The sequence below is a fragment of the Streptomyces dengpaensis genome (genome assembly GCF_002946835.1).
Taxonomy (GTDB): domain Bacteria; phylum Actinomycetota; class Actinomycetes; order Streptomycetales; family Streptomycetaceae; genus Streptomyces; species Streptomyces dengpaensis.
The window spans coordinates 977475-1003033 of sequence record NZ_CP026652.1; the positions used below are offsets into that span (position 1 = coordinate 977475).

A 25559-nucleotide genomic window follows, 5' to 3' on the forward strand; every position below is an offset into this window, starting at 1 on the left:
GACGTACCTCCGGGGAAAAAGGGGGACGGGAATCAGGACTTGAGACCGGACATCGCGATGCCCTGGACGATGTGGCGCTGGGCGACCAGGAACATGACCACGAGCGGGAGGACCGCCACGGTCGTGCCCGCGAACAGCTCGGGCAGGTTGACGGTCTGCGAGGCGAGGAAGCTGGAGAGGGCGATCTGGACGGTCCAGCTGCCGGGGTCCTGGCCGATCATGAGCGGCCACAGGAAGGAGTTCCACGCCTCGATGAAGGAGAGCGCACCGAGCGAGGCGATCATCGTGGTCGAGTTGGGCAGGATGACGCGCCAGTAGACGCCGAGGTGGCTCAGGCCGTCGAGGCGGCCCGCCTCCTCGATCTCCGCGGGGAAGGAGAGGTAGAAGCTGCGGAAGAGGATGACGGCGAACGCGCTGAACAGGCCCGGTGCGATCAGCCCCCACATCGTGTTGACGCCGCCCATCGACCCGACCACGACGAAGGTCGGCAGGAACGTGACGGACTGGGGGATCATCAGCGTGCCGACGATCAGCGACAGGACGAGGGCCCGGCCGGGCACCGCGAGCCGGGCCAGCGCATAACCCGCCATCGAGGCGAGCAGCGTGGACAGCGGCGCCGTGATCACCGCGATGAGCAGCGAGTTGACCAGGGACCTGCCGAACGGGCGTTCCGGATTGTCGAAGAGCCCGGTGAAGTTCTCCAGGCGCAGGGCGCCCGGCAGCCAGTGCCAGTCCGTGCTGGTGACCTCCGGCGTCGTCATGAAGGCGTTGCGCAGCAGCACGTAGAACGGGATCAGGAAGACCACGGCCAGCGCACACAGCACCACATAGGTGACGACGGAGCCGAGCAAGCCGCCTCGGTAACGGTTCATGGGTTCAGTCCTTGTCACGGGCGAACCCGAGGATCCGGCCCTGGACGAGCGTGACCAGCACGATCAGAAGGGTGAGCAGGAAGGCACCGGCGGAGCCGACGCCGTAGTCCTGGTCCTGGAGGGCGACGCCGTACAGATGCATGAGGGGGGTGCGTACGGGTTCGCTGCCGAGCGAGGCACCGGTGGAGAAGATCGCGTAGAACTCGTCGAAGGCCTGGAGCGCCGCGATGAGCATGAGCAACAGGATCGCGATCGACGTGTTGCGCAGCATGGGGAAGGTGATGCTGCGGAAGGTGCGCCAGGATCCGGCGCCGTCGAGGGCCGCGGCTTCGTACAAGTGCTGGGGGATGGCCTGGAGTCCGGCGATGAAGAGGATCATGTACAGGCCGACTTGGAGCCATAGCCGCAGGGTGACCAGCACGATCCAGTACAGCGGCGGGCTCTGCGTCTGGATCCAGGGAGTGGCCTCGGCGCCGAAGAGCGCACCGAGGGTGTTGGCGAGGCCGGACGGCACACCGCTGAACAGGGCCATCTTCCAGATCATCGCGGCGGCCACATAGCTGACGGCCGCCGGCAGCAGGAACGCCGTGCGGAAGAAGGCCCGGCCGCGCCGCACCCGGTTGACGAGGACGGCGAGGCCGAGGGACGCGGCGAAGGTGAGCGGCACGATGAGCGCGGTGAACAGCACGATCATCGTGAGCGCGTCACGGAACCGTTCGTCGCTGAGCAGCTGTTGGTAGTTGTCGAGGCCGACCCAGTTGCCGAGTGTGATGGTGCGGCGGGCCTCGCTGAAGCTGAGCAGGAAGCTCCAGCCGATGGCGACGTAGCGGAAGATACCGAGGCCGATGAGCATCGGCGCGGTGAGCGCGACGAAGGTGAGGATCTTCGACTGCCGCTCGGTCAGCCGCCGTCGGCGCGGCGCCGTGGCCGGCGCCGGCCGGGCGGCACTCTTGCGGGGGCGCATAGTGCCGGTGGCGGTCATGTGGCGTCAGTCCATCTGCTTGTCGAGGTCGGACTGTGCCCTGGCCTGGGCCTTGAGCAGGGTCTTCTCGGGCGCCGCCCCCTTGGCGATGTCGGCGGCCGCGGCGATGAAGCCCGTCTGCATGGCCTGGGTCCACTCGGCGGGGAAAGAGACGCCGTTCTGGTTTGCGATGGCGACAGCGTCCTTCGCCGCGCCCTTGCTCAACTCCAGGGTCTGCTGCGCCACTTCCGTCTGCGGCGGCACATGGAAGCCGTACTTCACGGCCCAGTCGACCTGGATGTCGGTCTGCTTGATCCACAGCCACTCGAGGTACTTCTTGGCTTCCGCGACATGCTTGCTCTTGGCGTTCACGCACTGGCTCCAGCCGCCGAGCCGGGCGACGGCCCGGCCCGAGGAGTCGTACGCCGGCCAGGGCACGACCCCGAAGTCGTCGCCGAGCGCCTCCTCGACGGCGGGCAGCGACCACAGGCCGCCCCACTGCATCGCGACGGCGCCCTGGTTGAGGGCCCCGGGGTCGTACCAGTCGGTGGTGAAGCCGAGCAGCAGCGACTTGTCGGCGTGCAGCTCGCGCAGGCCGCCTATGGAGCGTGCGGCGTCCGCGTAGGCGACCTTGTCTCCCTTGATGATGTCGACGCCCTGCGACCAGGCGAGGAGGTAGGGGCTGTCGCCGATGCCGTCGTTGCCGATGAACAGGCCCTTCACGTCGCCGTCCGTCAACTTCTTCGCGGTGTCGACGAGTTCGGCGAAGGTGGTGGGCGGGGTGACGCCCGCCTTGTTCAGCATCGACTTGCGGTAGTACAGCATCATGATGTCGTCGATGGTCTTGATGCCGTACAGCTTGCCGTCGACGGTCAGGTAGCCGAGGTCGGCCTTGTTGAAGCCGGCCTTGGCGGTGCCGTAGACATCGTCGAGCGGTTCGAGCTGCCCCTTGCGGGCCATCTCCGCCCGGAAGTCGCCGAGTTCGAAGATGTCGGGAGCGTCCGCGCCGAGCAGCGCGGCGTTGAGCTTGGTCTCGTACTGGGAGACGTCGGCGCCCCACACGACATTGACCGCGATGTCCGGGTTGGCCTTGGTGAACTCCTCGGCGTACCGCTTCACCGCGGCCTGGGTGCCCTCCTCCCCGTACTGGTGGTACCACTGCGTGAGCGTGACCTTGGCGCCCTTGGCGGCGGCGGTGCCCTGCGGGTTGCTGGAGCAGGCGACGGCGGTGCCGGCCACGAACAGCAGGGAGGTGCCGAGGAATGTCCGGCGGTTCAGAGCGGAACTGGCGGTCATGGCGGGGTCCTTCCGGGGGACGGCTCGGGGTGTGCAGGGACTTGGGGTTTCACGACGACTTGGGCTTCACGCGGCGAAGAGTGACTGGATGCTGACGGAGGCGGCGCCCCGCGCCCACTCCTCCCAGGGCAGCGGCCGCACGACGAGCGGGCAGCGGGCGGCTGCTCCGAAGAGCTGGGTGGTGAAGGCGGCGCGGATGTCCTCCTCGAAGAGGTCGTACGCGGCCAGGCCCTCGCCGGAGACAACGACCCGCTCGGGTCCGACCAGGTTGACCATGGCGGCGAGGCCGAGCCCGATCGCCTGGCCCGCCTCGGCGAACACGGCGCGGACTGCCGCGTCGCCGCCGTGGGCACGTTCGATCGCGCCGGCCATGTCGAGCGCGGGGTCACCGGAGACCGCACGGGCCCGGCCGACGATGGCCTCCTCGGAGGCGATGGCCTCGACACAACCGCGGGCACCACAGTGGCACGCGGGACCGTCACCGGCGGCCACCGGTACATGGCCGATCTCGCCGGCCACCCCGTAACCGCCCGCCACCAGACGGCCGCCCACCACAAGGCCGCAGCCGATGCCGACACCGACCGTGGCCAGGGCGAAGGAGTCGGCGCCCACGCCCTCGCCGAACCACTGCTCGGCGACGGTCAGCGCCTTCACATCGTTCTCGACGGTCACCATCAACGCGGTTTCCCCGGCGACCAGTTCGGCCAGCGGAACATCGTGCCAGCCGAGAAACGGCGAGTAGCGCACGACGCCGCCGGGCCGGTCCACGTCACCCGAGACCGAGAGGCCGAGGTGATGCGTGCGCTCGGCGTACTCGGGGCCGAGCTCCCGCACGAGCGCGGCGATGTCGGCCACGACCTGCTCGACGGACCGCCCGGACACGGCCATCCGGTGCGCGTCGCGCACCTGTGCCCTCAAGTCCGTGACGACACCGATGAGTTCATCGGCGGTGACCTTGACGCCGACGAAGAACTCCCGGTCTGCCCGGACAGCGAGGGGGTACGCGGGGCGACCCGCGCCTTCGACCGCCCGCTCCCCCTGTGGCAGCTCTTCCAGATAGCCGGCCTCGATCATCGGCTTGACCGCCTTGGTGACGGCAGCGGAGGAGAGACCGGTGATCCGGGCGATCTCGGGACGGACGACGGGTCCACGGGTGAGCACGGTCGTGAACACCGTGTTGGCCGCCGGAGACGCGAGCAGCTCCGCTCGGTTCAGCAACATGGGGGAAACGTAGGGGCATTAATTTCCTTCGTCAATATTTAAATTCAAGGAGTTGAGATCTAGGCTCCTTGCCCATGTCACAGGTGACCTTCGACGCGCCCACCCGCACGTTCCTGCTCACGACGCCCGCCACCTCGTACGCGCTGCGCATCGGCGCGGACGACACCCCGCGGCACGTGCACTGGGGCGCTCCCCTCACGCTCGACCAGGCCGCCGCCCTGCCGACGTACGACGGAGCGACCAGCAGCTTCGCCTCGACCAGCGGTGAGGAACTGGCGGTTGAGGGCGGACCCCGGTTCGGCGTGCCGTCGCTGCTCGTGCGGTACGAGGACGGGGCGCGCGGTGTGGAATGGGCGTACGAGGGCCATGACATCGACGGCGGCCGACTCGACGTACGGCTGCGCGACCGCCACTACCCGCTCGCGCTCACCCTCCACTACGCGGTCCACAAGGACAGCGACGTCCTCGAACGCTCCTTGACGCTGGGCCACTTGGGCACGGGCCGGGCGGACGCTCCGATCGAGATCCTGCGCTGCGACGCCGCCGCCTGGTCCGTCCCCCCCGCATCCGGCGTCCGGCTGAGCCACACGGTCGGCGAATGGGCGGGCGAGACGCAGCTGCGGCGGACCGAAGCGCCGTACGCGGAGACCGTGTTCACCAGCCGACGCGGTGTCTCGGGGCACTACGCGAACCCCTGGCTGATGGTCGACGCGGGCAACGCGGACGAGGACCACGGCGATGTGTGGAGCATGGTCCTTGCCTGGTCGGGGAGTTGGCGGATCTCGGCGCACCGCGACCACACCGGTGGCCCGTTCACGCTCACCGGCGGCGCGGGACACGAGGGACTGACCTGGCGACTGAACCCCGGCGAGAGTCATCGAACGCCGGTCTTCGCCGGGCAGTTCAGCCGGAGCGGCTTCGGCGGGACGAGCCGGGGCTGGCACCGTTACGTCGCCGCTCATGTGCTGCCCCGCCCTGACGAGGTACGCCCCGTTGTCTACAACAGCTGGGAGGCGACGGGCTGGGACGTCACGCTGGAGGGCCAGCGCGCGCTTGCCGAGCGCGCCGCGGGACTCGGCGCGGAACTGTTCGTCGTGGACGACGGCTGGTTCGGCCGGCGCACCAGCGACCGGGCCGGACTCGGCGACTGGCACCCGAACCCCGACCGTTTCCCGCACGGACTCGGCCCGCTCGTCGACGAGGTCCGGCGACGCGGAATGCGCTTCGGCCTGTGGGTCGAGCCGGAGATGACCAACCCGGACAGCGATCTGTACCGCGCGCACCCCGACTGGGTGCTGCACATGCCGCACCGCCGCCGCACCGAACTGCGCCACCAGCTCGTCCTGAACTTCGCCCGCACCGACGTCACCGAGTGGGCCTTCAAGTGGCTCGACCGGCTCGTGGCGACGCACGCGATCGACTTCCTCAAATGGGACATGAACCGCGCGCTCACGGAGGCCGGCTGGCCCGGCCACCCCGACGCCGAGCGCCTGTGGACCGATCACACGCGCGGCGTGTACGCCGTACTCGAACGCCTGCGCCGCGCCCACCCCGGCCTGCGCATCGAGGGCTGCGCGGGCGGTGGCGGCCGTGCGGACCTGGGGATGCTGGCCCGCACCGATCAGACCTGGATCTCCGACAACACGGACGCCGACGACCGGATCGCCATCCAGCACGGCTACAGCCAGATCTACCCGGCCCGCACCATGTCCGCCTGGGTCACCGACAGCCCCAACCCGCACACCGGACGCACCACACCCCTCCCCTACCGCTTCCACATCGCGATGGCCGGCGCGCTCGGCATCGGCGGCGACCTCGCGCGCTGGACCGATGCCGAACTGGCCGAGGCCCGCGAGCTGGTGGCGCTCTACAAGGAGATCCGCCCGGTGGTGCAGTTCGGCGAGCAGTACCGGCTGACGGACGCCGTGCAATACCGTGCGGACGACCGGATCGTAGTGATCGCCTGGGGCCGGACCCGCACCCTGCGCCTCGCCGGGCTCTCCCCTTCGGCGGTCTACGTCGACGACGCCACCGGCGCCGAATATCACGCGGCGAGCCTGCTCACGCACGGCCTGCCGATGCGTCTGCCGACGGGCGACCGGCCGAGTGCGGTGGTGCGGCTGACCCGGCGGTGACCCGGGACTGCGGCTCAGCCGAGGGTGGTCATCATGGCTGGGTAACCCGCAGGTGTCGCCGTTCGGCCAGCTCCTCCGCGCTCACCACGGTCAGAACCGGGGTACCCGGCAGCGCGAACATGGTCACCACCAGCTGCGACTGCGCGTCCGGAAGGTTGTTGGCGCCCTGGTAGTGGATCACGTCGCCCCCGGGCTCGAACAGGGCGTCACCGGCCTTGAGCACCCGGGGCGGCTGCCCCTCCAGCTCGAAGAGGATCTCACCCTCGGACACGTAGCCGAAGAGCGGCCCGGGGTGCCGGTGCGGCGGCGCGCCGGGGTCACCGGGCGCCAGGGTGACCCGGACGGTCCTGGCCTCGGCGCCGGCCGGGATCCGGACCGCTGCATCCGGCAGGGTCGCGATCACCTCAACGCCCGGGTGCAGGTGTGCGTGCTCAGCACTCATGTATTCCTCCAGAAGGAACTGTCCACGGTAAAGACAAGGCAGCCTCCCCGTTTGTGACAGCCCTACGCGGCGAACCTGCCCAGGGCCGCGCCGGGGATCCGGTCGCCCGAGCAAATGTTGCCGCAGTCCAGGCTGACGAAGGTTCGACCTCATGGAGGGTTACTGCTGGCTCTGGTAGTCGTCACCACCCGCGCGGGGAGGGCTCTGTCACACCATCGGCGCGAGGCCGGTCTTAGTTGTCGTCCCGCCCCCGCGGGGATGGTTCGGTCGGCTGTAAGGAGAGAACCGTGACTGTTCGGTCCAGGGAATTCGCGTTCGGTATGCCGTGGGAATCTCTTTACGGGTTCAGCCAGGCCGTGCAGGCCGGCGACACGATCTACGTCTCCGGGCAGTTGTCGCACGACAGCACCGGGGCCTTCGTCGGGGCGGGCGACTTCGAGCTCCAGGTGAGGACTACTTTCGACAACCTCGACCGGGGGCTGGAGCACTTCGGCGCCACCCGCGACCAGATCGTCGAGACCACCGTCCTCGTCAAGAACCTGCGGGAGCACGTCGACACGGTCGCCCGCCTGCACGCCGAGTACTGCGGCGACCATTGGCCCGCCAGCACCGTCATGGGTGTGTCCGACCTCGCGCTGCCCGACCAGCTCGTCGAGATCGGCGCGGTCGTCCGCCTTGACGTGACGCACTAGCTTGATCTTTGACCTCGGTCTTTGAGCGACGCGCCGTACTTGATCACTCGGTGTCTGCTGCTTCGCGATACCCCCATGGAGTCGCTTGCGGAACTTCCGTGCTTCTGGGGCGTGTTCCACTCCTGTCCGACCGCACGTTTGGACGCGGTATTGGAGCTGGTCGACGCAGTCCCGTGTGGCGACGGGCCGGTGAGGTCGCTGGCCGAGCTGTCGCTGGTGGGTGAACATCGCCGCGGTTATGGCGGGCTCTATGCGGCCGTGGCCCGGGGCCGGGTGGATATGTCCCGGCTGCGGCAGGCACTGGCCGCGGCCCTCTGCCGTTCCAGATCGGTGGCCTGGGCCGGCGCGCCGACTGAATGAGAAGACCAGTCACGATCGAAATCACCACCGTCCCAACGGCCTTCAGGCCTGGCGGGCCACCCTCACCCGCATCTTTGAACACCGCGCAACCCTCGCCACGCCCCCCATAAGGACCTTCATGCTGATCGCCGAAGCCCACGTTCGGACCGACCGCCCGAGCCGATATCTGACACAGCTGTGCAAGCAACCCAGCCAGATGGGCGGCCACATGCGGTCCCGCCTGCACCGCGACGGCAAAACACCGCCCCAGATCCAGCACGTCGAATGGTCCGACACACACGGGACCATCGACGTCGGCTCGGGCCGGTGCACCCTAGAGGCTGGCCCCGATTCGCTGACAGTCCGCGTCGAAGCCACCGACCAGGACAGCCTCCAGCGCATCCAGCAGCTGATCACCGGACGCCTGCAGAAGATCGGCAAGCGCGATGCACTGCAGGTCACTTGGCAACAGGCCGAAGCCGCCGATCGCCAGCCCGACGATCGCGCCACCGCGGCTCCCGCCCCTGCGCAGAGTCCCGTGCCCCGGTACATGCGCGAGATCAGCCGAAGGGGCTTGCTCGGGGCGGGACTCGGTGCCGCAGCGGCGATAGGAACCGCCGGCTGCGGCACCGCTTCCGGCAAGGACGGCCCGGCAGGGTCGGGTGGCGGTGGCGGGGGAAAGGGCGGGGGCAACGGCAAGCCGCCGGGCTCCACCGCCAAGCCCGTCCGGCTCATAGGTGACGGTTCGACCGCCGACACCGGGAAGCAGCCGAACCAGCCTGAACGGCCGGTCCCGCTCCAGCCGGGCGAGACCCCACCGCAATTCGTGATCTTCTCCTGGGACGGCGCGGGCGAGGTCGGGAACGGACTCTTCCCCCGTTTCCTGGAACTCGCCAGGAACCACGACGCGGCGATGACGTTCTTTCTCTCCGGGATCTATGTGCTGCCCGAGTCGAAGAAGACGCTCTACCGGCCGCCGAACAACGGGATCGGCGCGTCCGACATCGGCTATCTCACCGATGACCACATCAAGGACACCCTGAAGTACGTCCGCCAGGCCTGGCTCGACGGCCATGAGATAGGCACCCACTTCAACGGGCATTTCTGCGCCGGCTCCGGCTCGGTCGGAAACTGGACGCCCGCGCAGTGGCAGAGCGAGATCGACCAGGCCGTGTCCTTCGTCACCGAATGGAAGACGAACAGCGGCTGGACGGACGTCGAGCCGCTGCCCTTCGACTACCGCAAGGAACTCGTCGGCGCCCGCACGCCCTGCCTGCTCGGCCGGGACAATCTCCTGCCCACCGCCAAGAAGCTCGGCTGGCGCTACGACGCCAGCTCGCCCGGCGGCCGCCAGATGTGGCCCGAGAAGCGGGGCGGCGTCTGGGACCTGCCGCTGCAGGCCGTGCCGTTCCCCGGACGGTCCTTCGAGGTGCTCTCGATGGACTACAACATCCTCGCCAACCAGTCGCAGAATTCGACCAAGGGCATGCCCTCGCGCTATCCGGGCTGGCGCAAGCAGGCCACCGAGGCCTATCTCAACGGATTCAACCGGGCGTACGAGTCGAATCGCGCGCCCTTCTTCATAGGCAACCACTTCGAGCAGTGGAACGGCGGCATCTACATGGACGCCGTCGAAGAGGCGCTCAAAGGCATGGCCGGCAAGAAGGATGTACGCCTCGTGTCTTTCCGGCAGTTCTGCGACTGGCTCGACGTCCAGGACCCGAAGATCCTCGCGAAGCTCCGTACGCTCGAGGTCGGACAGTCGCCCGAGGGCGGCTGGAACACCTTCCTGCGGACGACCACCGCGATGGCCGACGCGCCCGGCATCGGCGGCGACCTCGCGCGCTGAACCGAGGCCGAACGGGGTCGCTGCTGCTCAACGGTGGCGGCGCGTGCCTTGTGATGCGCGCGTCACGCCCCCCAGAGAACCGACACCAGAGGCTTTCCACGCGCCGCCACCGCCCGGATCGCCTGCTCGGTAACTCCTGGTAGTTCACACTCGATCGCCCCTCCGCACTCGCCCACAACCCGGAAACGCACGTGAAGAGCCACCCGTCAGAAATGCCGGACATGCGTCCTGACGCGCGTGATCAGCGGTGGGAGGAACGGTGAGATCACCGTTGCCCCGGCCGCGGCGGACAGGGCGATGCTCCACGCGATCGGGCCGAGGGGGGTGCAGCCGAAGAACTGGCTCAGGACCGGGGTCTGGACGACGGCCGCCAATGCGACCAGGGAGCCGAGCGAGGAGATGACGATCGCTCTACTGCGGCCCCCGACCAGGAGGGTCTGGCCGAGCTGCGCGCCGACGAGCGCAACCAGGGCGACGGTGCGGGCGCGGGTGGCGCGGCCGGTGAACCGCGCGGCGAGCCAACCGGCCGTGGCGCCCAGGCCGGTGGCCACCGCACGGCACACCATCTCCTCGTTCAGAGCCGTGCCGAGCGAGACTTCGGGTCCCTCGCGGAGCATGCGCTCGGCGGCCTCCGGTTGCGGCGGGCGCAGGGCGACGGCCATGGCCGGAGCAAGATCGGTGAAGAGGTTGACCAGCAGGAGCTGGCGGGCCGTCAGGGGCGAGGTCCCGGTGGCAGCCGCACCGAGGAGTGTGAAGGCGATCTCGCCGAGATTGCCGCCGACCAGGATCGCCAGGGCCTGCCGCACGGAGGCCCACATCGCGCGGCCCTCCACGAGCGCGGCGAGCACCGTCTCCAGCCGGTCGTCCGTGACGACGAGGTCGGCCGCCGCACGCGCGGCAGGAGTGGCCCGCGTGCCGAACGCGATCCCGATGTCGGCGAGCCGGATGGCGGGCGCGTCGTTGGCGCCGTCGCCGGTCATCGCGACTGTGCGGCCCAGGCGTTGGAACGCCTGCACCACGCGGACCTTGTGCACGGGGGTGCCGCGGGCGACAACACCGACGTCGGGCAGCAGCTTGTCGAGGGCGCGGTCGTCCAGGTCGTCGAGTTCGGCTCCGGTCACCACCCGTCTGCCGTCCAGGACGCCCAGTTCACGGGCCATCGACTCCGCGGTGCCCGGGTGGTCTCCGGTGATCATCACGATGTGCACCCCGGCGTCCACGAGTTGGCGCACCGCGTCGCGGGCGGTTCCGCGCACCCGGTCGGCGAACGCGAGGAAGCCGAGGAAGTCGAGGCCGTCCACCGTCTCGTCGGTGAGTTTGCCGCCGGGTGCGTCCCGGAGCTCGGCGACCGCGAGAATCCGGTGGCCCTTGGCTGCCAGCTTCTCGCCCGTCGCGAGGATGGCCTTCCTGCCCTTGCGGTCCAGGGGTCGCCCGGCGCGGGTGGCGCAGCGCTCCACGACCTCCTCCGGTGCCCCCTTCACCGACAGAATCCGATGCCGACCGCAGCGGCCTCGCGTCGCGTGAAAGCCACGGCTGGGTTCGAACGGCAGGCTGGAGGCGCGCCGCCAGCCCGATGCGGCCGTGGTGCGGCTGACTCGGGCCTCCTCGGCGCCGTCGGTGACCGCGCCATCGGTGGCGTGTTCCAGTTCCCCGCCGTTGTGCGGGCGTGGCGTCGCCCGCAGCGCCGCGGCAAGGACGGCGCGCTGCTCGTCCTCGAGCCGTTCGAGGGGGCGGCTGTGGCCGTCGGCGGCGACGGCGACGAGGGAGATCCGCCCCTGGGTGAGGGTTCCCGTCTTGTCGAAGCACAGGACGTCGGTACGGCCGGCCGCCTCGATGGTACGGGGATGTCTGAGCAAGGCTCCGCGTGCGGAAAGCCGTCTGGCGGAGGCGAGTTGGGCGGCGGAGACCAAAAACGGCAGTCCTTCGGGCACGCTGGCCACGGCCAGCCCGACACCCGCCCCGACCGTGTCCCGGGCGGGGCGCCCGCGCAGCATGCCCGCCGCCACCACGGCAGCGGCCGAACCGAGAGCCACCGGCAGCGTGGTGCGGGTGATCCGGGCCAGTCGGCGTTCGACCCCGGCGGAGGGTGCCGCACCCCGTCCGCCCGCCGCGGCGCGGCCGGCCTCGGTGGCCGTTCCGGTCGCGACGACGACCGCGCGGCCACGGCCGGCCGCCACGGTGGTGCCCTCGTAGACCATGGACGTACGGTCCCCGAGGTCCGAGGCCAGAACGGGCGCCACGCTCTTGGCCACCGGCAGCGACTCGCCGGTCAGCGCGGATTCGTCGGCTTCCAGGTGGTGCGCCTCCAGCAGGCGTCCGTCGGCCGGCACCACGTCCCCCGGGTTCAGGTTCACCACGTCGCCCACGGCCAGTTCCTCGGCGGGGGCGATGGTCTCCTCCCCGTCCCGCACCACGTTGGCCATCACGGCCGACTCCCGCCGCAGCTGGGCGACCGCGCGGTCGGTCCGGTACCGCTGGAAGCCGCCGAAGAGCCCCGACAGAGCGGTGACCGCCACGATCACGACGGCGTCGAGGACGGCGCCCACCGACGCCGACATGGCCGCCCCGGCGCCGAGCACGGGCGTCAGCGGGTTCGCCATCTCGGACAGGTAGGCCTGAACGAGCGATGTGGTCGGTGCCGGTTCGCCGGTGGTCGTGGCCCTCGCCCGCGCCTCTTCGGCCGTGAGGCCGTCCTCGCTGCCACCGGCCCTGGCGAGTACGGTGGCCGGGTCCATGGCATGCCACGGGTGCCGCGGCGGGGGCAGCGGCGGGGGGCGCCGCAGCAGCCGTACCGCCGCCCAGACACCGACCGCAGTGCCCAGTGCGGCCGCCGCGTTGAACGCCGTCACACCCAGGGCTGCCGGGCGCCGCGCCCGTCCCGCCAGCACCGCCGTCGCACCGACCACGGCCGCGGCCTGGGCGAGCCGCACACCCCGGCGCGCGGTCTCCCTGGCGGTGCGGCAGGCATCCACGATCACCACGGCCGATGCGGGATCGCCGTCCAGGTACAGGTCCGCGCCCCAGGGCGGTGTCCCCTGCCGGTCGGCGAGGCCCACGCCGACATCGGCGGCCAGGAGCGCGCGCCGGTCGTGTGAGAGCAGCAGCACGCCGTCGCCGTCGCGCTGCAGGGCCCGTACGGAGTCGAGCAGCCGATCGCCTCCCTCACTCACCGCGTCGGCCTCCCGCACGGACGCGTCGGCGGTGTGCCCACCCGCGGCCACGACCTTGAGCCCGGCCGCGTGGGCGGCCAGGACGAAGGCGCTCGCGGCGTCGTGCATCTCGGGCAGCACGCTGATCACGGCGAGCAGGCGCTGTCCCTGCGCCAGGCCCAGCACGAGCCGCGCACCCTCCCGCTGCATGCGTTCCACGGCACGCTTCCCGGTGCGTCCCCGCAACGTCAGACGCTCGACCGGCCCCAGCACCCACTCCGCGTCCCGCTGTACGCGTTCCGGGGCGGAGCCGTCGAAGAGCCGGTGGGCCGTCGCGGCGAGTTCACCCGCGGGCGCGTCCTCGTCGAGGGCGACCAGATCGGCCAGGAGATGAGAACCGGTGGCAAGGGCCTCCGTGTCGAGCAGCACGGTGCCGATCCGGTCCAGCCTCCGCAGCGCCCCAGGGTCGGCCACGACAATTCCCCGGCGGGCCAGACCCCGGCCGACGGCGCAGGCGAAGCCCTCGCGCGCGAGCATCGGCGCCTTCGGGATCGCCGCCAGCGCCGCACCGGCGGCCCGCCCGCGGTGCCGGGTGACCAGCAACGATCCGGCGAACGACGCCGCCGCCACGGCGAGTGCCTGGTCTGCGTAGCGCTCGACCGGCCCGGGCTTCAGCGGCGCCTCGCGGGCAGGCGGCTCGGGCGCCGCGCGATGGGCCCCTGCTGCGGCGCTGCCTGCGAGGCGCGGCTCGGCCGCGGCCCAGGCGGCCGCCTCCGCGTCGGCCTCCATCGCGCGCAGGGCATGCCGCAGAGTGTCGACGCCGACCCCGGCCAGACCGCCGGAGCCCGCCTGGCCCAGCGCGGTGAGGGAGGCCAGGAGCACTCCGGCGTTGTCGGCGCCGACCGCCTGCTCCACCAGACCCCGCAGCCGGGGGTGGGTGTCGACGAGCGGGGCCAGCGCCGCGATGCCCGCAGGGATGGGGGTGCGGCGCGTCAGACCGGCCAACGCTGCCACGGGTGCCGCCGCCACGTGCAGCGCCATGGCCGAGGCGGCCCGGCGGACCGCCCCACCCGACACGGGATGCTCGGGCAGCGGATGCGCGACGCCGTGGGCCTCCTCCACCGCCTCGACCGCCTCGATCAGGGCGTCCGCAATCGTTTCGGTCCCGGACGGGCCCTTGGTGCCGACGACGGCGTGACCGAGCACGGTGTTCACCACCGCCCACTCCACCGAGGGCAGGTCGGCGAGCGCCCGCTCGACGTCCTCGGCCAGCTTCGTCGCCGCGGACTCAGGCAGGTCACCGGGGCGCAGACCCCGTACGGCGACGTGCGCGCGCCTTCCGAAGAACCGAACGCGCGCCCGGGCACCATCCTGCAGCGTGCCGGCCGCGGAGGACACCACAGCCCGCAGCAGACCGCGTCCCGGCAGCGCCACAGCACATCACCAGCTCCCTGCGGTCCGGCACTCACTCCGCGTGCACGGTCAGGCCAGGCATCCCTCGTTTCCATGGCAACGCTTTCCATGCGCGCACGCCACCGGAAGCGCGAGAGAATTGAGGAGGCACACCACACCGACTCCGATGAAGGGAGGAGTGGGGATGGCCAAGACAGCGGAGAAAACAGGACAGGAAACCCATGCGCACGACGGCGCAGGTCTGCACCTGCACATGCGCACGCTGCATCCTCCGGTACCGATTCCGTACCTCAGCAGGGAAGACGTAACGAGCACGGCCCGAGCCGCGACGGCACGGCTGCCCGGTACGCCCGCCGCCAAGGATCTCGCGTTCTACGGAGGCCTCGGAGTACTGGCCGTGGCGGGGGCTCTGGAATGGCCGGTCGCCCTGGCCGTCGGCGGAGCCACTTGGCTGGTACGCAGCGGACGGCAGAGGGAAAAGGAGGAGAAGCAGGACGTGGATGCCAAGACATAGGCGTCCAGGCATAGGGGACGTTCGGCGCCCGGGCCGGTCGCTCGGCCGGGAAGGCCGCCGGACGAAGCCACAACCAGATGGCGCGCGGTGGCGTGAGCGCTGCCGGGCGCCGTGGTGTTACGCGGCGGCCGGTGCGGAGACCGTGCGCACAGAGCGTGAGTAAGCGGACCACAGCTGCCACACCAGGCGCATGATGAACGCCTCAGCGAGCGCTACGGCGATCTTCGTTGCCACGGCTGCCAGTATCTCGGCCATGTTGGCTGACTTTCTGTACTCGGATACGGGTGTCTGAAACCAGACAATGCAGCACTTTCCTGCACCGCGGGTGCTGCTCCGGCGCATTTTTGATAGCTCTCAGGTGAACATGTGGTGTCTTAATCCGGCGGTTCTTGTACTGCCGCGTCGTTTTCACCGCCTCTTCCCCCCTGTCCTTCCGGGCCAGGGGAAGGTTCCTTCACCTCTTCCGGCATGTCCTCCGTGGGCGGCGGGTCCCGCGGGACGGTACCGGGCGAGTCCGGTCCCTCTCCATGCGTCCCGTTTCGATGACGGTGCGCATGACCTTCAGATGCACTCGCGAGTGCAAGGACGGGGTGCCCGAGGAGCAACCGGATTCGGGGGTGGTCGAAGATCAGGAGTCGGAGAGTCATCAGAGTAATTCCGTGGATCGGGGATCTGTCACGCTGCCTTGGCGGCGGCGAGCACCTCGTCGGCCAGCGGCTTGTCGAGGGCCGCGTGGACGAGGCCATCCGCCAGGCGGGGCATCTCGCGGCCGGCGACGAGGCCGCTGAGCTTTTGGGGCGAGGCCGGCAGTCCGAGCCGTCGGGCGCCGTCCAAGGCCTTGCGGTCGATGTACGGTGCGAACTCCGGCCACACCCCTTGGACGTCACGCAGGAAGATGTCGGCCCCCGTGGGCCCGATCCCCGGTACGTCCATCAGGGCCTTCTTCGGGTCGGGTTCCTCGCGCAGGCGGCGCAGATCGCCGTCGTACCGTTCGAGCAGCAGCTCGGCTCCCTTGCCGAGCATGGTCGAGGTGCGCTCGTCGTAGCGGCGGTAGCCGCCCTCGCCGAGCGCGTCGACGCGTTCTTGCCAGGATGCGTTCGCCATCGACCGCGGGTCGCGCAGCCCGGCATCGAACAGCGCCCGGGCCGCCGCCACCGCGATGTCGGCCCTGATACGGGCGCTGAGAAGTATCGCGAGTACGAGCGTCTGGTACAGCGGCGCCGGGGTATTGCGCAGTCGGATGCCGGCCTGCGCCGTATAGGTGCGCTGCTGCCGGTCGAGCAGTGCGCGAACCACCGCTTCGTCCCTCGCGGCGGTCGCCTTCCCACCAGACGTCCTGTCGGTCTTCGTAGTCATCGCCTAGTCACCGATTCAACGTTTCACGGGTCTTCCAAAGTGCCAAAGCGGGTTTTATTGGGAGTACCCGTCCAGGTCCGAACGATGCGGCCGTTTGTCACCAACGGTCTCGGGCACACGGGCCGTGGGCGGTCCCGAAGGGCCCGTCCACCAACCCCGAGGACAAGCGCCTGGCGATGCGCACGGTCCGTCGTGTGCGGTCGTGCTGCTCGTCGTGCTGACCCACCTCAAGGACCGTCCGCTGGTGATGCAGCGCTATCCCGACGGGTACCGGGGAAAGTCCTTCTTCCACAAGGACGTTCCCGACTACTTCCCCGACTGGATCCGTACCGTTCGCGTACCCAAGGAGGGCGGCAGCCTCACCATGGCGGTCTGCGACGACACGGCCACCCTCGTCTACCTCGCCAACCAGGCGTGCATCACGCCGCACCCGTGGCTGAGCCCCGCGAACTGCCTTGACTGCCCGGACCGGCTGGTCTTCGACCTCGACCCCGCCGAGGGCGACGGCGACGGCTTCGAGACGGTACGGTGGCACCGAGTCCTGACAGCCCGGTCCGGTGCATCGCGATGCCGTCGCACGGCAGTCGAGCCGCCGGCTCTGCTCTCCTGGCTGCCGTGCTACGGCCGCTCGGCCCACCCAGGGAGAACGGACACGAAGATCCTGATGCACAATGTCAGGACCGTCACCGCGGCGCTGCGCGCCTACCGGTACACACAGGGGGTCTGCTGCGTGATCCGGCGAACCCCCTCCGCTACCGTCGGCTCGACTCCGCCGCCCTCATGGACCAACGCAACGCCGCCGACGCCGCAGCGAAGGCAGAGCGCCTGCTCGCGACGTCCTCGGCCCACAGAGCAGCGGATCAGGCCAGACAGACACAGACTGTCATCCACTGACCCCGAAGCGGGACCTGCAGCGGCAGTCCCGTCGAGAGTGCACTCGGGAGCGGACCATGAGACTTTCGTTCCTCGAACACCTGTACAAACGGCCGGGTCCCTTCACATCGGTCTATCTGGACACCTCCCGCGACAACGTCATCGAGGATCCCGACGCCGCCATAGAACTGCGCTGGCGGCACCTGCGGGACGCGCTGACGTCCGAGGGAGCCGATCAGGACTCCCTCGCCGCGGCAGCAGAGGCCGTGGGCAGCGACACCGACGTCCCCGGCACCCACGGGCAGGCGGTGTTCACCGCTCACGGCCGACTGGCCCTGCTGGACGAACTGCCCGTCCCACCCGCACGGGACACAGCGCACTTCGGAACACTGCCGTACACCCTGCCCCTGATCGTCCAGCACTCCCCCGAGATCCCTTACCTGGCGGCGTACGTCCACTACAGCGGCCGTCACTCCACGGACGCCCCCGGCACCGTGCGGATCGAGGCCGAGATCGGCGTATGGCCCCTGACCAAGGTCACGCCGGGGCACCGCCTCCACGAGGAGATCCCGGTGAGCGACTGGCTGAACGCCGCCGAAGTCATAGGCCGGGAGCTGGAGGGCCACGCACTGCGGATCGACGCCGAGGCAGTGGTCGTCGCGGGAGACGTGTGGGCACGCGGCATTCTCGTCCGCCGGCTTCCCACCCCCCTGCGTGGACGGGTCATCACCGTCAAGGGCGCCGGTGAGTCCCGGCCGCGACGGGCGCTGCTGGAGCACCGGCTCGAAAGCCTCTTCAGCGGACGCATGGGCGCGCACGACCGGTCCCTGCTGGCAGCCTTCCTCGCCCAACGCGCACACAACGGAGCGTCTGCCGAAGGCCTGGCCCCAGCCGTGTCAGCCCTGCAACGCGGCCAGGTCAAAGCCCTCTTCCTCAACAACCACCCCGAGTCGCCGCTCCGTCTGTGGGCGGGCCCGGAACCCAGCCAACTCGCCCTCACCGAACAGGAACTGCGCTCCTACGGCATCCAGGACATGCGCGAGGAGCGTGCCGACGCGGTGCTCACCCGCGCCCTGGTCGGCACCCGGGCCGAGCTCGTCCTCGTACCCGAGCAGCAGGTGAGGCTGCACGAGGGCGTGGGCGTACTGCTCCGCTACACCGAACCCGGACCCCGTGCGTGACGCGCTCATACTCGGCGACGGTGCCGAACTCCCTCGCTCGTGGCCACCGCGTTCGGTTTGTAGTGCCAAAAGAGCGGCTCACTCCAATCGGAGCAGCTTGAGCCCTGTCCGTCAGGCCAACCTCACGGTGCGCCCGAGCTGCGCCGCCGCTCCGCGGAGCTCGGCCTCCCCCGGATCGGCGTCCACGATCTACGCCACACCGCCGCCACCATCATGATCAGCTCACGGGTTCCCCTGGCCGTGCTCTCCAAGACGCTGCGCCACTCGACGCTGTCCACCACCGTCAACCTCTACGGCCATCTGCTGCCCCACGCCGCCCGCGACGCCGTCACCGCCATCGACAGGGCCCTCACACGCGCCGACCGCAAACACCACAACCAGACAAACCCAGCCTCAGGAGGCCGCGCGGCCTGAGACCGGCCGCCGCGCGCTCAGGGGTTGCCATCACGCCCGCCATCACGTGTCCCCCGAACGCATCCAGCGGGTCTGCCGTCTCCGGCAAACCCGCTGGTGAACACCGTCGGGACGACAGGATTTGAACCTGCGACCCCTTGACCCCCAGTCAAGTGCGCTACCAAGCTGCGCCACGTCCCGGTGCCCGTCTGACCTGGGGTTTCCCCTGGCCGAACGCGCACGGAAACAATACCGCACTCGTACCGGTGATCGCGCACCGGTTATTCGGGGCCGAGGGCCGCGCGGGGCGAGGCCGAGGGGCGGCGCGGGGCGGGGTCGACGGTCGGCACAGACCGGGGTTGACCTCAAGTTTGCTTGAGGTTGCACGATCGTCGGCATGACGCTCACAGCGAAGCAGAGCTACACCTACGCGGACCTGTCCCGGCTGATGGGGCTGATGACCGGCGACGAGAAGCACGGTCCCGCGGCGACGTCCACGATGGACGCGCTATGGGTGCTGTACGACCGGGTGCTGCGCGTCACGCCCGAGCGAATGGGTGATCCACGGCGGGACCGGTTCCTGCTCTCCAAGGGGCACGGGCCGATGGCGTACTACGCGGTGCTCACGGCCAAGGGATTCCTGCCCGCCGAGTGGCTGCCCGGATTCGGCTCGTACGACTCGCCGCTGGGGCATCACCCGGACCGGGTGCTGGTGCCGGGCGCCGAGATCGGCAGCGGGTCGCTCGGGCACGGGCTGCCGATCGCCGTCGGCACGGCCCTCGGGCTGCGGGCGCAAGGCCTCGACGAGCCGCGGGTGTGGGTACTGATCGGCGACGCGGAACTCGACGAGGGCAGCAACCACGAGGCGATCGCCTTCGCCGGGCCCGCCGGTCTCGAACGGCTGCACACCGTGGTGATCGACAACTCCTCCGCCAGCCACGCACGGCCCGGCGGAATCGCCGCCCGGTTCGAGGCCGCCGGCTGGTCCGCGGCGACCGTGGACGGCCGTGACCACGAGGCCCTGTACGCCGCCTTCACCGCCCCGCATCCGGGTCGCCCACGGGTGGTCGTCGCCCAGGTCGAGCCGAAGGACGCCTGAGCCCCCTCCGCCGCCACCCGCCCCCCGTACGCCCCGGAAGGACACGACATTCCATGGACACCATGCGTGACCGTTTCGCCCCCGTCGTCTCGCAGCTGCTCGACGAGGACCCGCGGGTCGCGGTCGTCCTGGCCGAGATCGGCAAGGACGGCTTCGCCGAGGCCCAGCGCAAGCATCCGGACCGGGTGATCAACGTCGGTATCCGCGAGCAGCTCCTGATCGGGACGGGCGCGGGCCTCGCGCTCACCGGACTGCGGCCGGTTGTGCACACCTTCGCCAGCTTCCTCGTGGAGCGGCCCTTCGAGCAGGTCAAGCTGGACCTCGGGCACCAGGACGCGGGCGCGGTACTCGTCAGCGCGGCCGCGTCCTTCGACTGGCCCGCCGGTGGCTTCACCCACATGGCGCCCGGCGATGTAGCCCTGCTCGACACGCTGGACGGCTGGACCGTACACGTCCCGGGCCACCCGGACGAGGCGGATACGCTGCTGCGCCACGCCGTCGCCGCCGGGGACGACAAGGTGTACGTGCGGCTCTCCATGCAGTCCAACGCACAGGGGCTCGCGGTCGACGGAGCGCACTTCCTCACCGTCCGCGAAGGGCGGGCCGGTGTCGTCGCCGCCGTCGGGCCGATGCTCGACGCCGTGCTGGCCGCCACGGAGGGGCTCGACGTCACCGTGCTGTACGCCACCACGGTCCGCCCCTTCGACACGGCCTCGCTGCGCCGGGCCTCCGAAACGGCGGGCGCGGATGTCGTCCTCGTCGAGCCCTACCTGGCCGGCACCTCCACGGCCGCCGCGGGCGACGCGCTCGCCGACGTGCCCCACCGCGTCCTCGGTCTCGGCGTGGGCCGCCGCGAACTGCGCCGCTACGGGGACATCGACGAGCACGTGGCCGCACACGGCCTCGACGCGGGGTCGCTGCGGAAGCGGATCGACGGCTTCCTGGGAGAGCGGGTCCAAGCTTGACCGCCGGATTCCGGCCGCCGGACCGCGTCACACACGAACGCCCGCTGCCCTCGTACCCCGTGAACGCCTGAGGGATGTCAGCCGACGGACGGGCGGCCCAACTCCGGGTAGGAATCGAGCAGTCGGGGCAGGGCCGCCTGGCGCCAGGAGTCGGCGAGGATGTCGCGGAGTTCGTCCTCGTCCTCCAGAGCGGAGAGGCGGACCCGGACCCAGGCGAAGCCCGCCTCGTGGTCGGCGATCCAGAACTTCCCGGGTTCGGCCAGGACCAGTTCGTCGCGCTCCTCCTTGGGGCAGCGCACGGCGATGGAGGTCTCCTCCTCGGGCAGCGTGGCGAACATCTTTCCCGCGACCCGGAACGTGGGCATGCTCCAGGCGATCTTCTCCGTCGTGTCCGGCAAGGAGAGGGCAATACGGCGTACGTCTTCGGCATCCTGCATGAGACGCACCGTAGCCAACGGCACTGACAATCAGACGCCGGGGACAGCGGCCCTCACCTCCCGGAAGCGGCCCTGCCCACGTGCTCGGGACGCCATCTCGGACACGGGACGAGCGTGCGCGCTCAGACACGGGACGAGCGTGCGCGCCCCTCAGTCCACGATCGCGGCCTCCGCCAACGCGTCCAGCACCGGCCGGATCAGCGGATGGTCCTCCGCGCCGCGGCGTAGGGCGGCGAAGACGCGGCGCGTGGGCGCGATGCCGTCCACCGGGCGTACGACAACGCCCGCGAGGTCCATGCCGCGCAGCGCCGAGCGGGGCACCAGGGCCACGCCCGCGTCGGCCGAGGCGAGGGCGACGACGGCGCGGAAGTCGTCCGAGGAGTGTTCGAGACGGGGCTGGAATCCGGCGTTCTCGCAGGCCAGGACCACCACGTCGTGGCAGGGGTTACCCGGGTACGGGCCGATCCACGGGTCCTTGGCCAGCTCCGCGAGCGGGACTTCGTCGGCGTCGGCCAGACGGTGGGCGACCGGGACGACCGCGTCGAAGGGCTCGGCGTACAGCGGGACGTGCGCGAGGCGCGGGTCGTCGGCGGCCGGAGCGCCCCGGTACTCGACGGCGACCGCGATGTCGACCTGCCGGTCGAGCACCATCGGGAGGCTGGCATCGCCCTCGGCGTCCTGGACGCGGAGGCGGATGCCGGGCGCGGTCGCGGCGAGGCGGGCCAGCGCGGGGCCCACGACCAGGCCGATGCCGGTCGCGAAGGAGGCGACGGTGACCGTGCCCGCGGAGCCCGAGCTGTATGCGGCCAACTCGGCCTCGGCGCGCTCGAGTTGGGCGAGCACGGCGTTGGTGTGGCTGAGCAGGATCTCGCCGGCGGGCGTCAGCCGGACGCCCTTGGCGCCGCGGTCGACGAGCCGGTGGCCGGTCTCCTGCTCCAGCGCGGCCAGCTGCTGGGAGACGGCCGACGGGGTGAGATAGAGCGCGGCGGCAGCCGCCGTCACCGTGCGGTGGTCGGCCACCGCACGAAGGATGTGGAGCCGCCGCGCTTCGATCATGTGACCGATTCTCTCAGGTCACGCCCGTCTTTCCGCCCACCAGGTCACACACGCCCTATACCGACCAGGTCACACACGCCCTATACGCATGGCCCGCCAGGTCGCACACGCCCTTCAGCTCTCCCAGGGCACACACGCCCTTCAGCCCGCCAGTTCCGCTCGCGCCGCCACGAACGCGTCCACCGCCCGGTTCACGTCCTGCATCGAGTGCCCGGCGGACAGCTGCACCCGGATACGGGCCTGCCCCTGCGGCACCACGGGGTACGAGAAGCCGATCACGTATACGCCGCGCTCCAGGAGAAGCTCCGCCATGCGCCCGGCGACGGAAGCGTCGCCGATCATGACCGGGGCGATCGCGTGGTCGCCGGGGAGGATGTCGAAGCCCTCCTCGGTCATCCGGGAGCGGAACAGCGCAGTGTTCTCGGCGAGCCGGACGCGCAGGTCGTCGGCCGACTCCAGCAGGTCGAGGACCTTCAGGGAGGCCGCCGCGATCACCGGGGCGAGCGTGTTCGAGAAGAGGTACGGGCGGGAGCGCTGGCGCAGCAGGGCGACGATCTCGGCGCGGGCGGCGACGTAACCGCCGGACGCACCGCCGAGCGCCTTGCCGAGGGTGCCGGTGATGATGTCGACGCGGTCCATGACACCGTGCAGTTCGGGGGTGCCGCGGCCGCCGGGGCCGACGAAGCCGACGGCGTGCGAGTCGTCGACCATGACCATGGCGTCGTAGCGGTCGGCGAGGTCGCAGATCTCCTTCAGGGGTGCGACATAACCGTCCATCGAGAAGACGCCGTCGGTGACGATCAGCTTGCGGCGGGCGCCGGACGCCTCCTTCAACTGCCGCTCCAGGTCGGCCATGTCGCGGTTGGCGTAGCGGAAGCGGCGCGCCTTGGACAGCCGGATGCCGTCGATGATCGAGGCGTGGTTGAGCGCGTCGGAGATGACCGCGTCCTCCGCGCCGAGGAGGGTCTCGAAGACGCCGCCGTTGGCGTCGAAGCAGGAGGAGTAGAGGATCGTGTCCTCCTGGCCGAGGAACGCCGACAGCCGTGCCTCCAGCTCCTTGTGCACCTCCTGCGTACCGCAGATGAAGCGCACGGAGGCCATGCCGTAGCCCCAGCGGTCGAGGGCCTCGTGGGCGGCCGCGACGACCTCGGGGTGGTCGGCGAGACCGAGGTAGTTGTTGGCACAGAAGTTGAGGACCTCACCGGGGCGACCGCCCGCGGTGACGTTCACGGTCGCGGACTGCGGGGTGCCGATGACGCGCTCGGGCTTGTGCAGGCCGGCGGCGCGGATCTCGTCGAGGGTGGTGCGCAGATCGTCGCGTACGGAATCGAACATCATCAGTTCCTTGAAGTCCTCAGAGGGTCCAGTCGAGAATGATCTTGCCGCCGCGGCCGCTTGCCGCGTCGGCGAAGGCGGCCTCGTGGTCACGGAATCCGTACCGGCCGGTGATGACGTGCGCGAGGTCGAGGCCGCCTTCGAGGAGCACCGACATGGCGTACCAGGTCTCGAACATCTCGCGGCCGTAGATGCCCTTGATCGTGATCATGGAGGTGACGATCCGGGACCAGTCGACCGGGAACTCCTGCGACGGCAGGCCGAGCATCGCGATCCGGCCGCCGTGCGTCATGTTGGCGATCATGTCCCGCATCGCCTCGGGGCGGCCGGACATCTCCAGACCGATGTCGAAGCCCTCGCGCAGGCCCAGCTCGCGCTGGCCGTCGGCGATCGTCGAGCCCGCGACATTGAGGGCGAGGCTCACGCCGATCTTGCGGGCCAGCTCCAGACGCTCCTCGCTGACGTCGGTGATGACGACGTTGCGGGCGCCCGCGTGGCGGGCCACGGCCGCGGCCATCAGACCGATCGGTCCCGCCCCGGTGATCAGTACGTCCTCGCCGACCAGCGGGAAGGACAGCGCCGTGTGCACGGCGTTGCCGAACGGGTCGAAGATCGCGGCGATGTCGAGGTCGACGGGGACGCGGTGCACCCACACGTTGGCGGCGGGCAGCACCACGTACTCGGCGAACGCGCCGTCGCGGCCGACGCCCAGGCCGACCGTGGCGCGGCAGAGGTGGCGGCGCCCGGCCAGACAGTTGCGGCACTTGCCGCAGACGAGATGGCCCTCGCCGCTGACGCGGTCGCCGACCTTGATGTCGGCGACGTCGCGGCCGGTCTCGACGACCTCGCCGACGAACTCGTGGCCGACCACGAGCGGCGTACGGATGGCCTGTTGCGCCCAGCCGTCCCAGTTGCGGATGTGCAGGTCGGTGCCGCAGATCCCGGTCCTGAGGACTTTGATCAGTACGTCGCCGGGGCCGGCCTGCGGCTCCGGAACGTCCGCGAGCCAGAGCCCGGGCTCCGCCTTGTCCTTGACCAGCGCCTTCACGCAACGGCTCCTGTGGGTGAGGTCCCGGAGCAGGGCATGCCGAAGGGGCCCGTACCGGGGAGAGGGGTGAATTCCTGTAAGAATCTGCCGTACGGCGGTGCCCTTGGTCCATCGAGGTTTTCTTAAGCGCGGCCGCAGCTTTCCTTCACGCCTGCCCTGGGGCGTGTATCGAAAGTGCTGGTTACAGCCACTCGTTGATGGCCGCCCCCGCTCGCGCTAACGGTCGCCTCGTAACGGACGGCGAGTTTGTCGTACCGCGTCGCCACGGCGCAGTGTCTATTGAGGCGATTGCTACCGCACTCAACCGCGTGCCTGGGCTCGTAATCCTCCGAGTCGGACATGGGCGGACGGCCGCCGTGGGAGCCGAGGTTCCTTGGGTTGCGGGCCTGGTTGACCTTGTCCGGGATGGTGCGGCGAATGCCGCGTCTGCGCAGGTAGGAGCGGTTCCCGGGGGTGTCGGTGCGCCCGCCTGCCCGTACGAACCCGAGGAACTCGTCGATCAGCAACGGATCGGCTCCCCCGTGCTCGGCGCCCTCGCCGACCTCCGGCACCGGATACTCGGCGTCGGCCCGGTCGCGCTGCCCCGAGCAGCGCACGTTCCACACCTTCACCGCCCTCCTGGGTCCGTCCCCGGAGTTCTCCAGACGGCCGACGCCGCCGAAGACGGTGTCGTTGCGCCAGTAGTCGGGCGTGAAATGGCACTCTTGATAGGCCGCCAACACACTACTGTCCAAACGCATGTTGACGAACGACACGCCCTCGAGTCGATGACCGGGTTCAGCGCCAGTCGGGTGTGCGGGGGTCAATGGCCGTCCACCGTGTACCAGTCGTCCGTCTTGGGCTCTCCCGGAGCATGTTGTGGCCCACGTACAGGCGGGTGCCCGCCTCGAAGGCGGTGCGCAGGATCCGGTCCGGGTGATGTCGTGGGGGCTC

At 70.3% G+C, this 25559-nt stretch carries 20 protein-coding genes, 1 tRNA gene and 5 pseudogenes; 11 read left to right on the plus strand and 15 right to left on the minus strand.

From position 1 onward, the window contains the following. Window positions 1–32 precede the first annotated feature (32 nt). From C4B68_RS04585 to C4B68_RS04600, 4 genes are all read right to left on the minus strand, one after another. Window positions 33–872 (minus strand): carbohydrate ABC transporter permease, encoded by an 840-nt coding sequence (locus C4B68_RS04585; RefSeq protein ID WP_099502461.1) that lies wholly within the window; start codon window positions 870–872, stop codon window positions 33–35. A gap of 4 nt (window positions 873–876) precedes the next feature. Then, on the minus strand, window positions 877–1854 hold the full coding sequence (locus tag C4B68_RS04590) for a carbohydrate ABC transporter permease (protein WP_240634177.1): 978 nt from the start codon (window positions 1852–1854) through the stop codon (window positions 877–879). A 6-nt stretch (window positions 1855–1860) separates the two neighbouring features. After that, window positions 1861–3129, minus strand: coding sequence for an ABC transporter substrate-binding protein (locus C4B68_RS04595; RefSeq protein WP_206337067.1), 1269 nt, complete (start codon window positions 3127–3129; stop codon window positions 1861–1863). A gap of 66 nt (window positions 3130–3195) precedes the next feature. Then, window positions 3196–4350, minus strand: coding sequence for an ROK family transcriptional regulator (locus C4B68_RS04600; RefSeq protein WP_180289277.1), 1155 nt, complete (start codon window positions 4348–4350; stop codon window positions 3196–3198). 74 nt (window positions 4351–4424) lie between these two features. Here C4B68_RS04600 and C4B68_RS04605 point away from each other — a divergent pair, with 74 nt between their 5' ends. Further along, on the plus strand, window positions 4425–6485 hold the full coding sequence (locus C4B68_RS04605; RefSeq protein ID WP_099502460.1) for an alpha-galactosidase: 2061 nt from the start codon (window positions 4425–4427) through the stop codon (window positions 6483–6485). A gap of 31 nt (window positions 6486–6516) precedes the next feature. Here C4B68_RS04605 and C4B68_RS04610 read toward each other — a convergent pair whose 3' ends face one another. Continuing rightward, window positions 6517–6927: a cupin domain-containing protein gene (locus C4B68_RS04610; protein WP_099502459.1), complete on the minus strand. Its 411-nt coding sequence runs from the start codon at window positions 6925–6927 to the stop codon at window positions 6517–6519. Between the two features lie 287 nt (window positions 6928–7214). On the opposite strand from C4B68_RS04610, the gene C4B68_RS04615 reads away from it, so the two are divergent. The 4 genes and pseudogenes from C4B68_RS04615 (at window position 7215) to C4B68_RS04625 (ending at window position 9807) form a co-directional block, all read left to right on the plus strand. Continuing rightward, a complete protein-coding gene (locus C4B68_RS04615) occupies window positions 7215–7619 on the plus strand; it encodes a RidA family protein (RefSeq protein WP_099502458.1) in 405 nt (134 codons plus the stop codon). Window positions 7620–7694: 75 nt separating this feature from the next. Further along, window positions 7695–7925 (plus strand): annotated as a pseudogene (locus C4B68_RS04620) (transposase); the annotation flags it as partial. Window positions 7926–8097: 172 nt separating this feature from the next. Continuing rightward, window positions 8098–8415: pseudogene (locus C4B68_RS42955) on the plus strand (DUF2218 domain-containing protein); the annotation flags it as partial. 93 nt (window positions 8416–8508) lie between these two features. Then, the gene (locus C4B68_RS04625) at window positions 8509–9807 is read left to right on the plus strand and encodes a polysaccharide deacetylase family protein (protein WP_167459282.1); all 1299 of its coding nucleotides are present in this window, start codon (window positions 8509–8511) and stop codon (window positions 9805–9807) included. 45 nt (window positions 9808–9852) lie between these two features. Here the strand turns inward: C4B68_RS04625 and C4B68_RS44325 are convergent. Then, window positions 9853–9941: pseudogene (locus C4B68_RS44325) on the minus strand (uracil-DNA glycosylase); the annotation flags it as partial. Window positions 9942–10013: 72 nt separating this feature from the next. Continuing rightward, on the minus strand, window positions 10014–14390 hold the full coding sequence (locus C4B68_RS04635) for a cation-translocating P-type ATPase (RefSeq protein WP_099502456.1): 4377 nt from the start codon (window positions 14388–14390) through the stop codon (window positions 10014–10016). A 163-nt stretch (window positions 14391–14553) separates the two neighbouring features. Between C4B68_RS04635 and C4B68_RS04640 the strand changes: the two genes are divergently transcribed. Next, window positions 14554–14883, plus strand: coding sequence for a hypothetical protein (locus C4B68_RS04640; RefSeq protein ID WP_099502455.1), 330 nt, complete (start codon window positions 14554–14556; stop codon window positions 14881–14883). 117 nt (window positions 14884–15000) lie between these two features. On the opposite strand, the gene C4B68_RS41710 is transcribed toward C4B68_RS04640, so the two are convergent. Then, window positions 15001–15138 carry a hypothetical protein gene (locus C4B68_RS41710; RefSeq protein ID WP_167459007.1) on the minus strand — a complete coding sequence of 46 codons (138 nt, stop codon included), beginning with the start codon at window positions 15136–15138 and terminating at the stop codon, window positions 15001–15003. A 420-nt stretch (window positions 15139–15558) separates the two neighbouring features. Then, the gene (locus C4B68_RS04645; protein ID WP_099502454.1) at window positions 15559–16239 is read right to left on the minus strand and encodes an HhH-GDP family DNA glycosylase; all 681 of its coding nucleotides are present in this window, start codon (window positions 16237–16239) and stop codon (window positions 15559–15561) included. A gap of 214 nt (window positions 16240–16453) precedes the next feature. Between C4B68_RS04645 and ligD the strand changes: the two are divergent. The 3 genes and pseudogenes from ligD to C4B68_RS04655 form a co-directional block, all read left to right on the plus strand. Next, window positions 16454–16753: pseudogene (ligD, locus tag C4B68_RS44330) on the plus strand (non-homologous end-joining DNA ligase LigD); the annotation flags it as partial. Window positions 16754–17189: 436 nt separating this feature from the next. Next, a complete protein-coding gene (locus C4B68_RS04650; RefSeq protein ID WP_099502453.1) occupies window positions 17190–18293 on the plus strand; it encodes a baeRF2 domain-containing protein in 1104 nt (367 codons plus the stop codon). Window positions 18294–18431: 138 nt separating this feature from the next. Continuing rightward, window positions 18432–18707, plus strand: coding sequence for a tyrosine-type recombinase/integrase (locus C4B68_RS04655; protein WP_099502452.1), 276 nt, complete (start codon window positions 18432–18434; stop codon window positions 18705–18707). 106 nt (window positions 18708–18813) lie between these two features. On the opposite strand, the gene C4B68_RS04660 is transcribed toward C4B68_RS04655, so the two are convergent. Continuing rightward, window positions 18814–18887 (minus strand) — tRNA-Pro (locus C4B68_RS04660). Window positions 18888–19083: 196 nt separating this feature from the next. Here C4B68_RS04660 and C4B68_RS04665 point away from each other — a divergent pair. After that, window positions 19084–19785, plus strand: a complete 702-nt coding sequence (locus C4B68_RS04665; protein ID WP_099502451.1) for a thiamine pyrophosphate-dependent enzyme — start codon at window positions 19084–19086, stop codon at window positions 19783–19785. A 53-nt stretch (window positions 19786–19838) separates the two neighbouring features. Further along, window positions 19839–20750 carry a transketolase family protein gene (locus C4B68_RS04670; RefSeq protein WP_099502450.1) on the plus strand — a complete coding sequence of 304 codons (912 nt, stop codon included), beginning with the start codon at window positions 19839–19841 and terminating at the stop codon, window positions 20748–20750. A gap of 77 nt (window positions 20751–20827) precedes the next feature. On the opposite strand, the gene C4B68_RS04675 is transcribed toward C4B68_RS04670, so the two are convergent. From C4B68_RS04675 to C4B68_RS44610, 5 genes and pseudogenes are all read right to left on the minus strand, one after another. After that, window positions 20828–21187: an MmcQ/YjbR family DNA-binding protein gene (locus C4B68_RS04675; RefSeq protein ID WP_099502449.1), complete on the minus strand. Its 360-nt coding sequence runs from the start codon at window positions 21185–21187 to the stop codon at window positions 20828–20830. Between the two features lie 150 nt (window positions 21188–21337). After that, complete coding sequence (locus C4B68_RS04680; RefSeq protein WP_099502448.1) at window positions 21338–22243, minus strand: LysR family transcriptional regulator; 906 nt, start codon at window positions 22241–22243, stop codon at window positions 21338–21340. 141 nt (window positions 22244–22384) lie between these two features. Continuing rightward, window positions 22385–23578: a glycine C-acetyltransferase gene (locus tag C4B68_RS04685; RefSeq protein WP_099502513.1), complete on the minus strand. Its 1194-nt coding sequence runs from the start codon at window positions 23576–23578 to the stop codon at window positions 22385–22387. A 19-nt stretch (window positions 23579–23597) separates the two neighbouring features. Next, complete coding sequence (gene tdh, locus C4B68_RS04690) at window positions 23598–24626, minus strand: L-threonine 3-dehydrogenase (RefSeq protein WP_099502447.1); 1029 nt, start codon at window positions 24624–24626, stop codon at window positions 23598–23600. A 452-nt stretch (window positions 24627–25078) separates the two neighbouring features. Next, window positions 25079–25485, minus strand: a pseudogene (locus C4B68_RS44610) (gfo/Idh/MocA family oxidoreductase); the annotation flags it as partial. Window positions 25486–25559: the final 74 nt, after the last annotated feature.

Bases quoted from the DNA above. Each gene is read 5' to 3' on its own strand.
- C4B68_RS04640 (WP_099502455.1), top strand. From the start codon at position 14,554: ATGGCCAAGACAGCGGAGAAAACAGGACAGGAAACCCATGCGCACGAC.
- C4B68_RS04595 (WP_206337067.1), bottom strand. From the start codon at position 3,129: ATGACCGCCAGTTCCGCTCTGAACCGCCGGACATTCCTCGGCACCTCC.
- C4B68_RS04605 (WP_099502460.1), top strand. From the start codon at position 4,425: ATGTCACAGGTGACCTTCGACGCGCCCACCCGCACGTTCCTGCTCACG.
- C4B68_RS04625 (WP_167459282.1), top strand. From the start codon at position 8,509: ATGCGCGAGATCAGCCGAAGGGGCTTGCTCGGGGCGGGACTCGGTGCC.
- C4B68_RS04585 (WP_099502461.1), bottom strand. From the start codon at position 872: ATGAACCGTTACCGAGGCGGCTTGCTCGGCTCCGTCGTCACCTATGTG.
- C4B68_RS04600 (WP_180289277.1), bottom strand. From the start codon at position 4,350: ATGTTGCTGAACCGAGCGGAGCTGCTCGCGTCTCCGGCGGCCAACACG.
- C4B68_RS41710 (WP_167459007.1), bottom strand. From the start codon at position 15,138: ATGGCCGAGATACTGGCAGCCGTGGCAACGAAGATCGCCGTAGCGCTC.
- C4B68_RS04610 (WP_099502459.1), bottom strand. From the start codon at position 6,927: ATGAGTGCTGAGCACGCACACCTGCACCCGGGCGTTGAGGTGATCGCG.
- C4B68_RS04675 (WP_099502449.1), bottom strand. From the start codon at position 21,187: ATGCAGGATGCCGAAGACGTACGCCGTATTGCCCTCTCCTTGCCGGAC.
- C4B68_RS04590 (WP_240634177.1), bottom strand. From the start codon at position 1,854: ATGACCGCCACCGGCACTATGCGCCCCCGCAAGAGTGCCGCCCGGCCG.
- C4B68_RS04680 (WP_099502448.1), bottom strand. From the start codon at position 22,243: ATGATCGAAGCGCGGCGGCTCCACATCCTTCGTGCGGTGGCCGACCAC.
- C4B68_RS04665 (WP_099502451.1), top strand. From the start codon at position 19,084: ATGACGCTCACAGCGAAGCAGAGCTACACCTACGCGGACCTGTCCCGG.
- C4B68_RS04650 (WP_099502453.1), top strand. From the start codon at position 17,190: ATGAGACTTTCGTTCCTCGAACACCTGTACAAACGGCCGGGTCCCTTC.
- C4B68_RS04685 (WP_099502513.1), bottom strand. From the start codon at position 23,578: ATGTTCGATTCCGTACGCGACGATCTGCGCACCACCCTCGACGAGATC.
- C4B68_RS04645 (WP_099502454.1), bottom strand. From the start codon at position 16,239: ATGACTACGAAGACCGACAGGACGTCTGGTGGGAAGGCGACCGCCGCG.
- C4B68_RS04670 (WP_099502450.1), top strand. From the start codon at position 19,839: ATGGACACCATGCGTGACCGTTTCGCCCCCGTCGTCTCGCAGCTGCTC.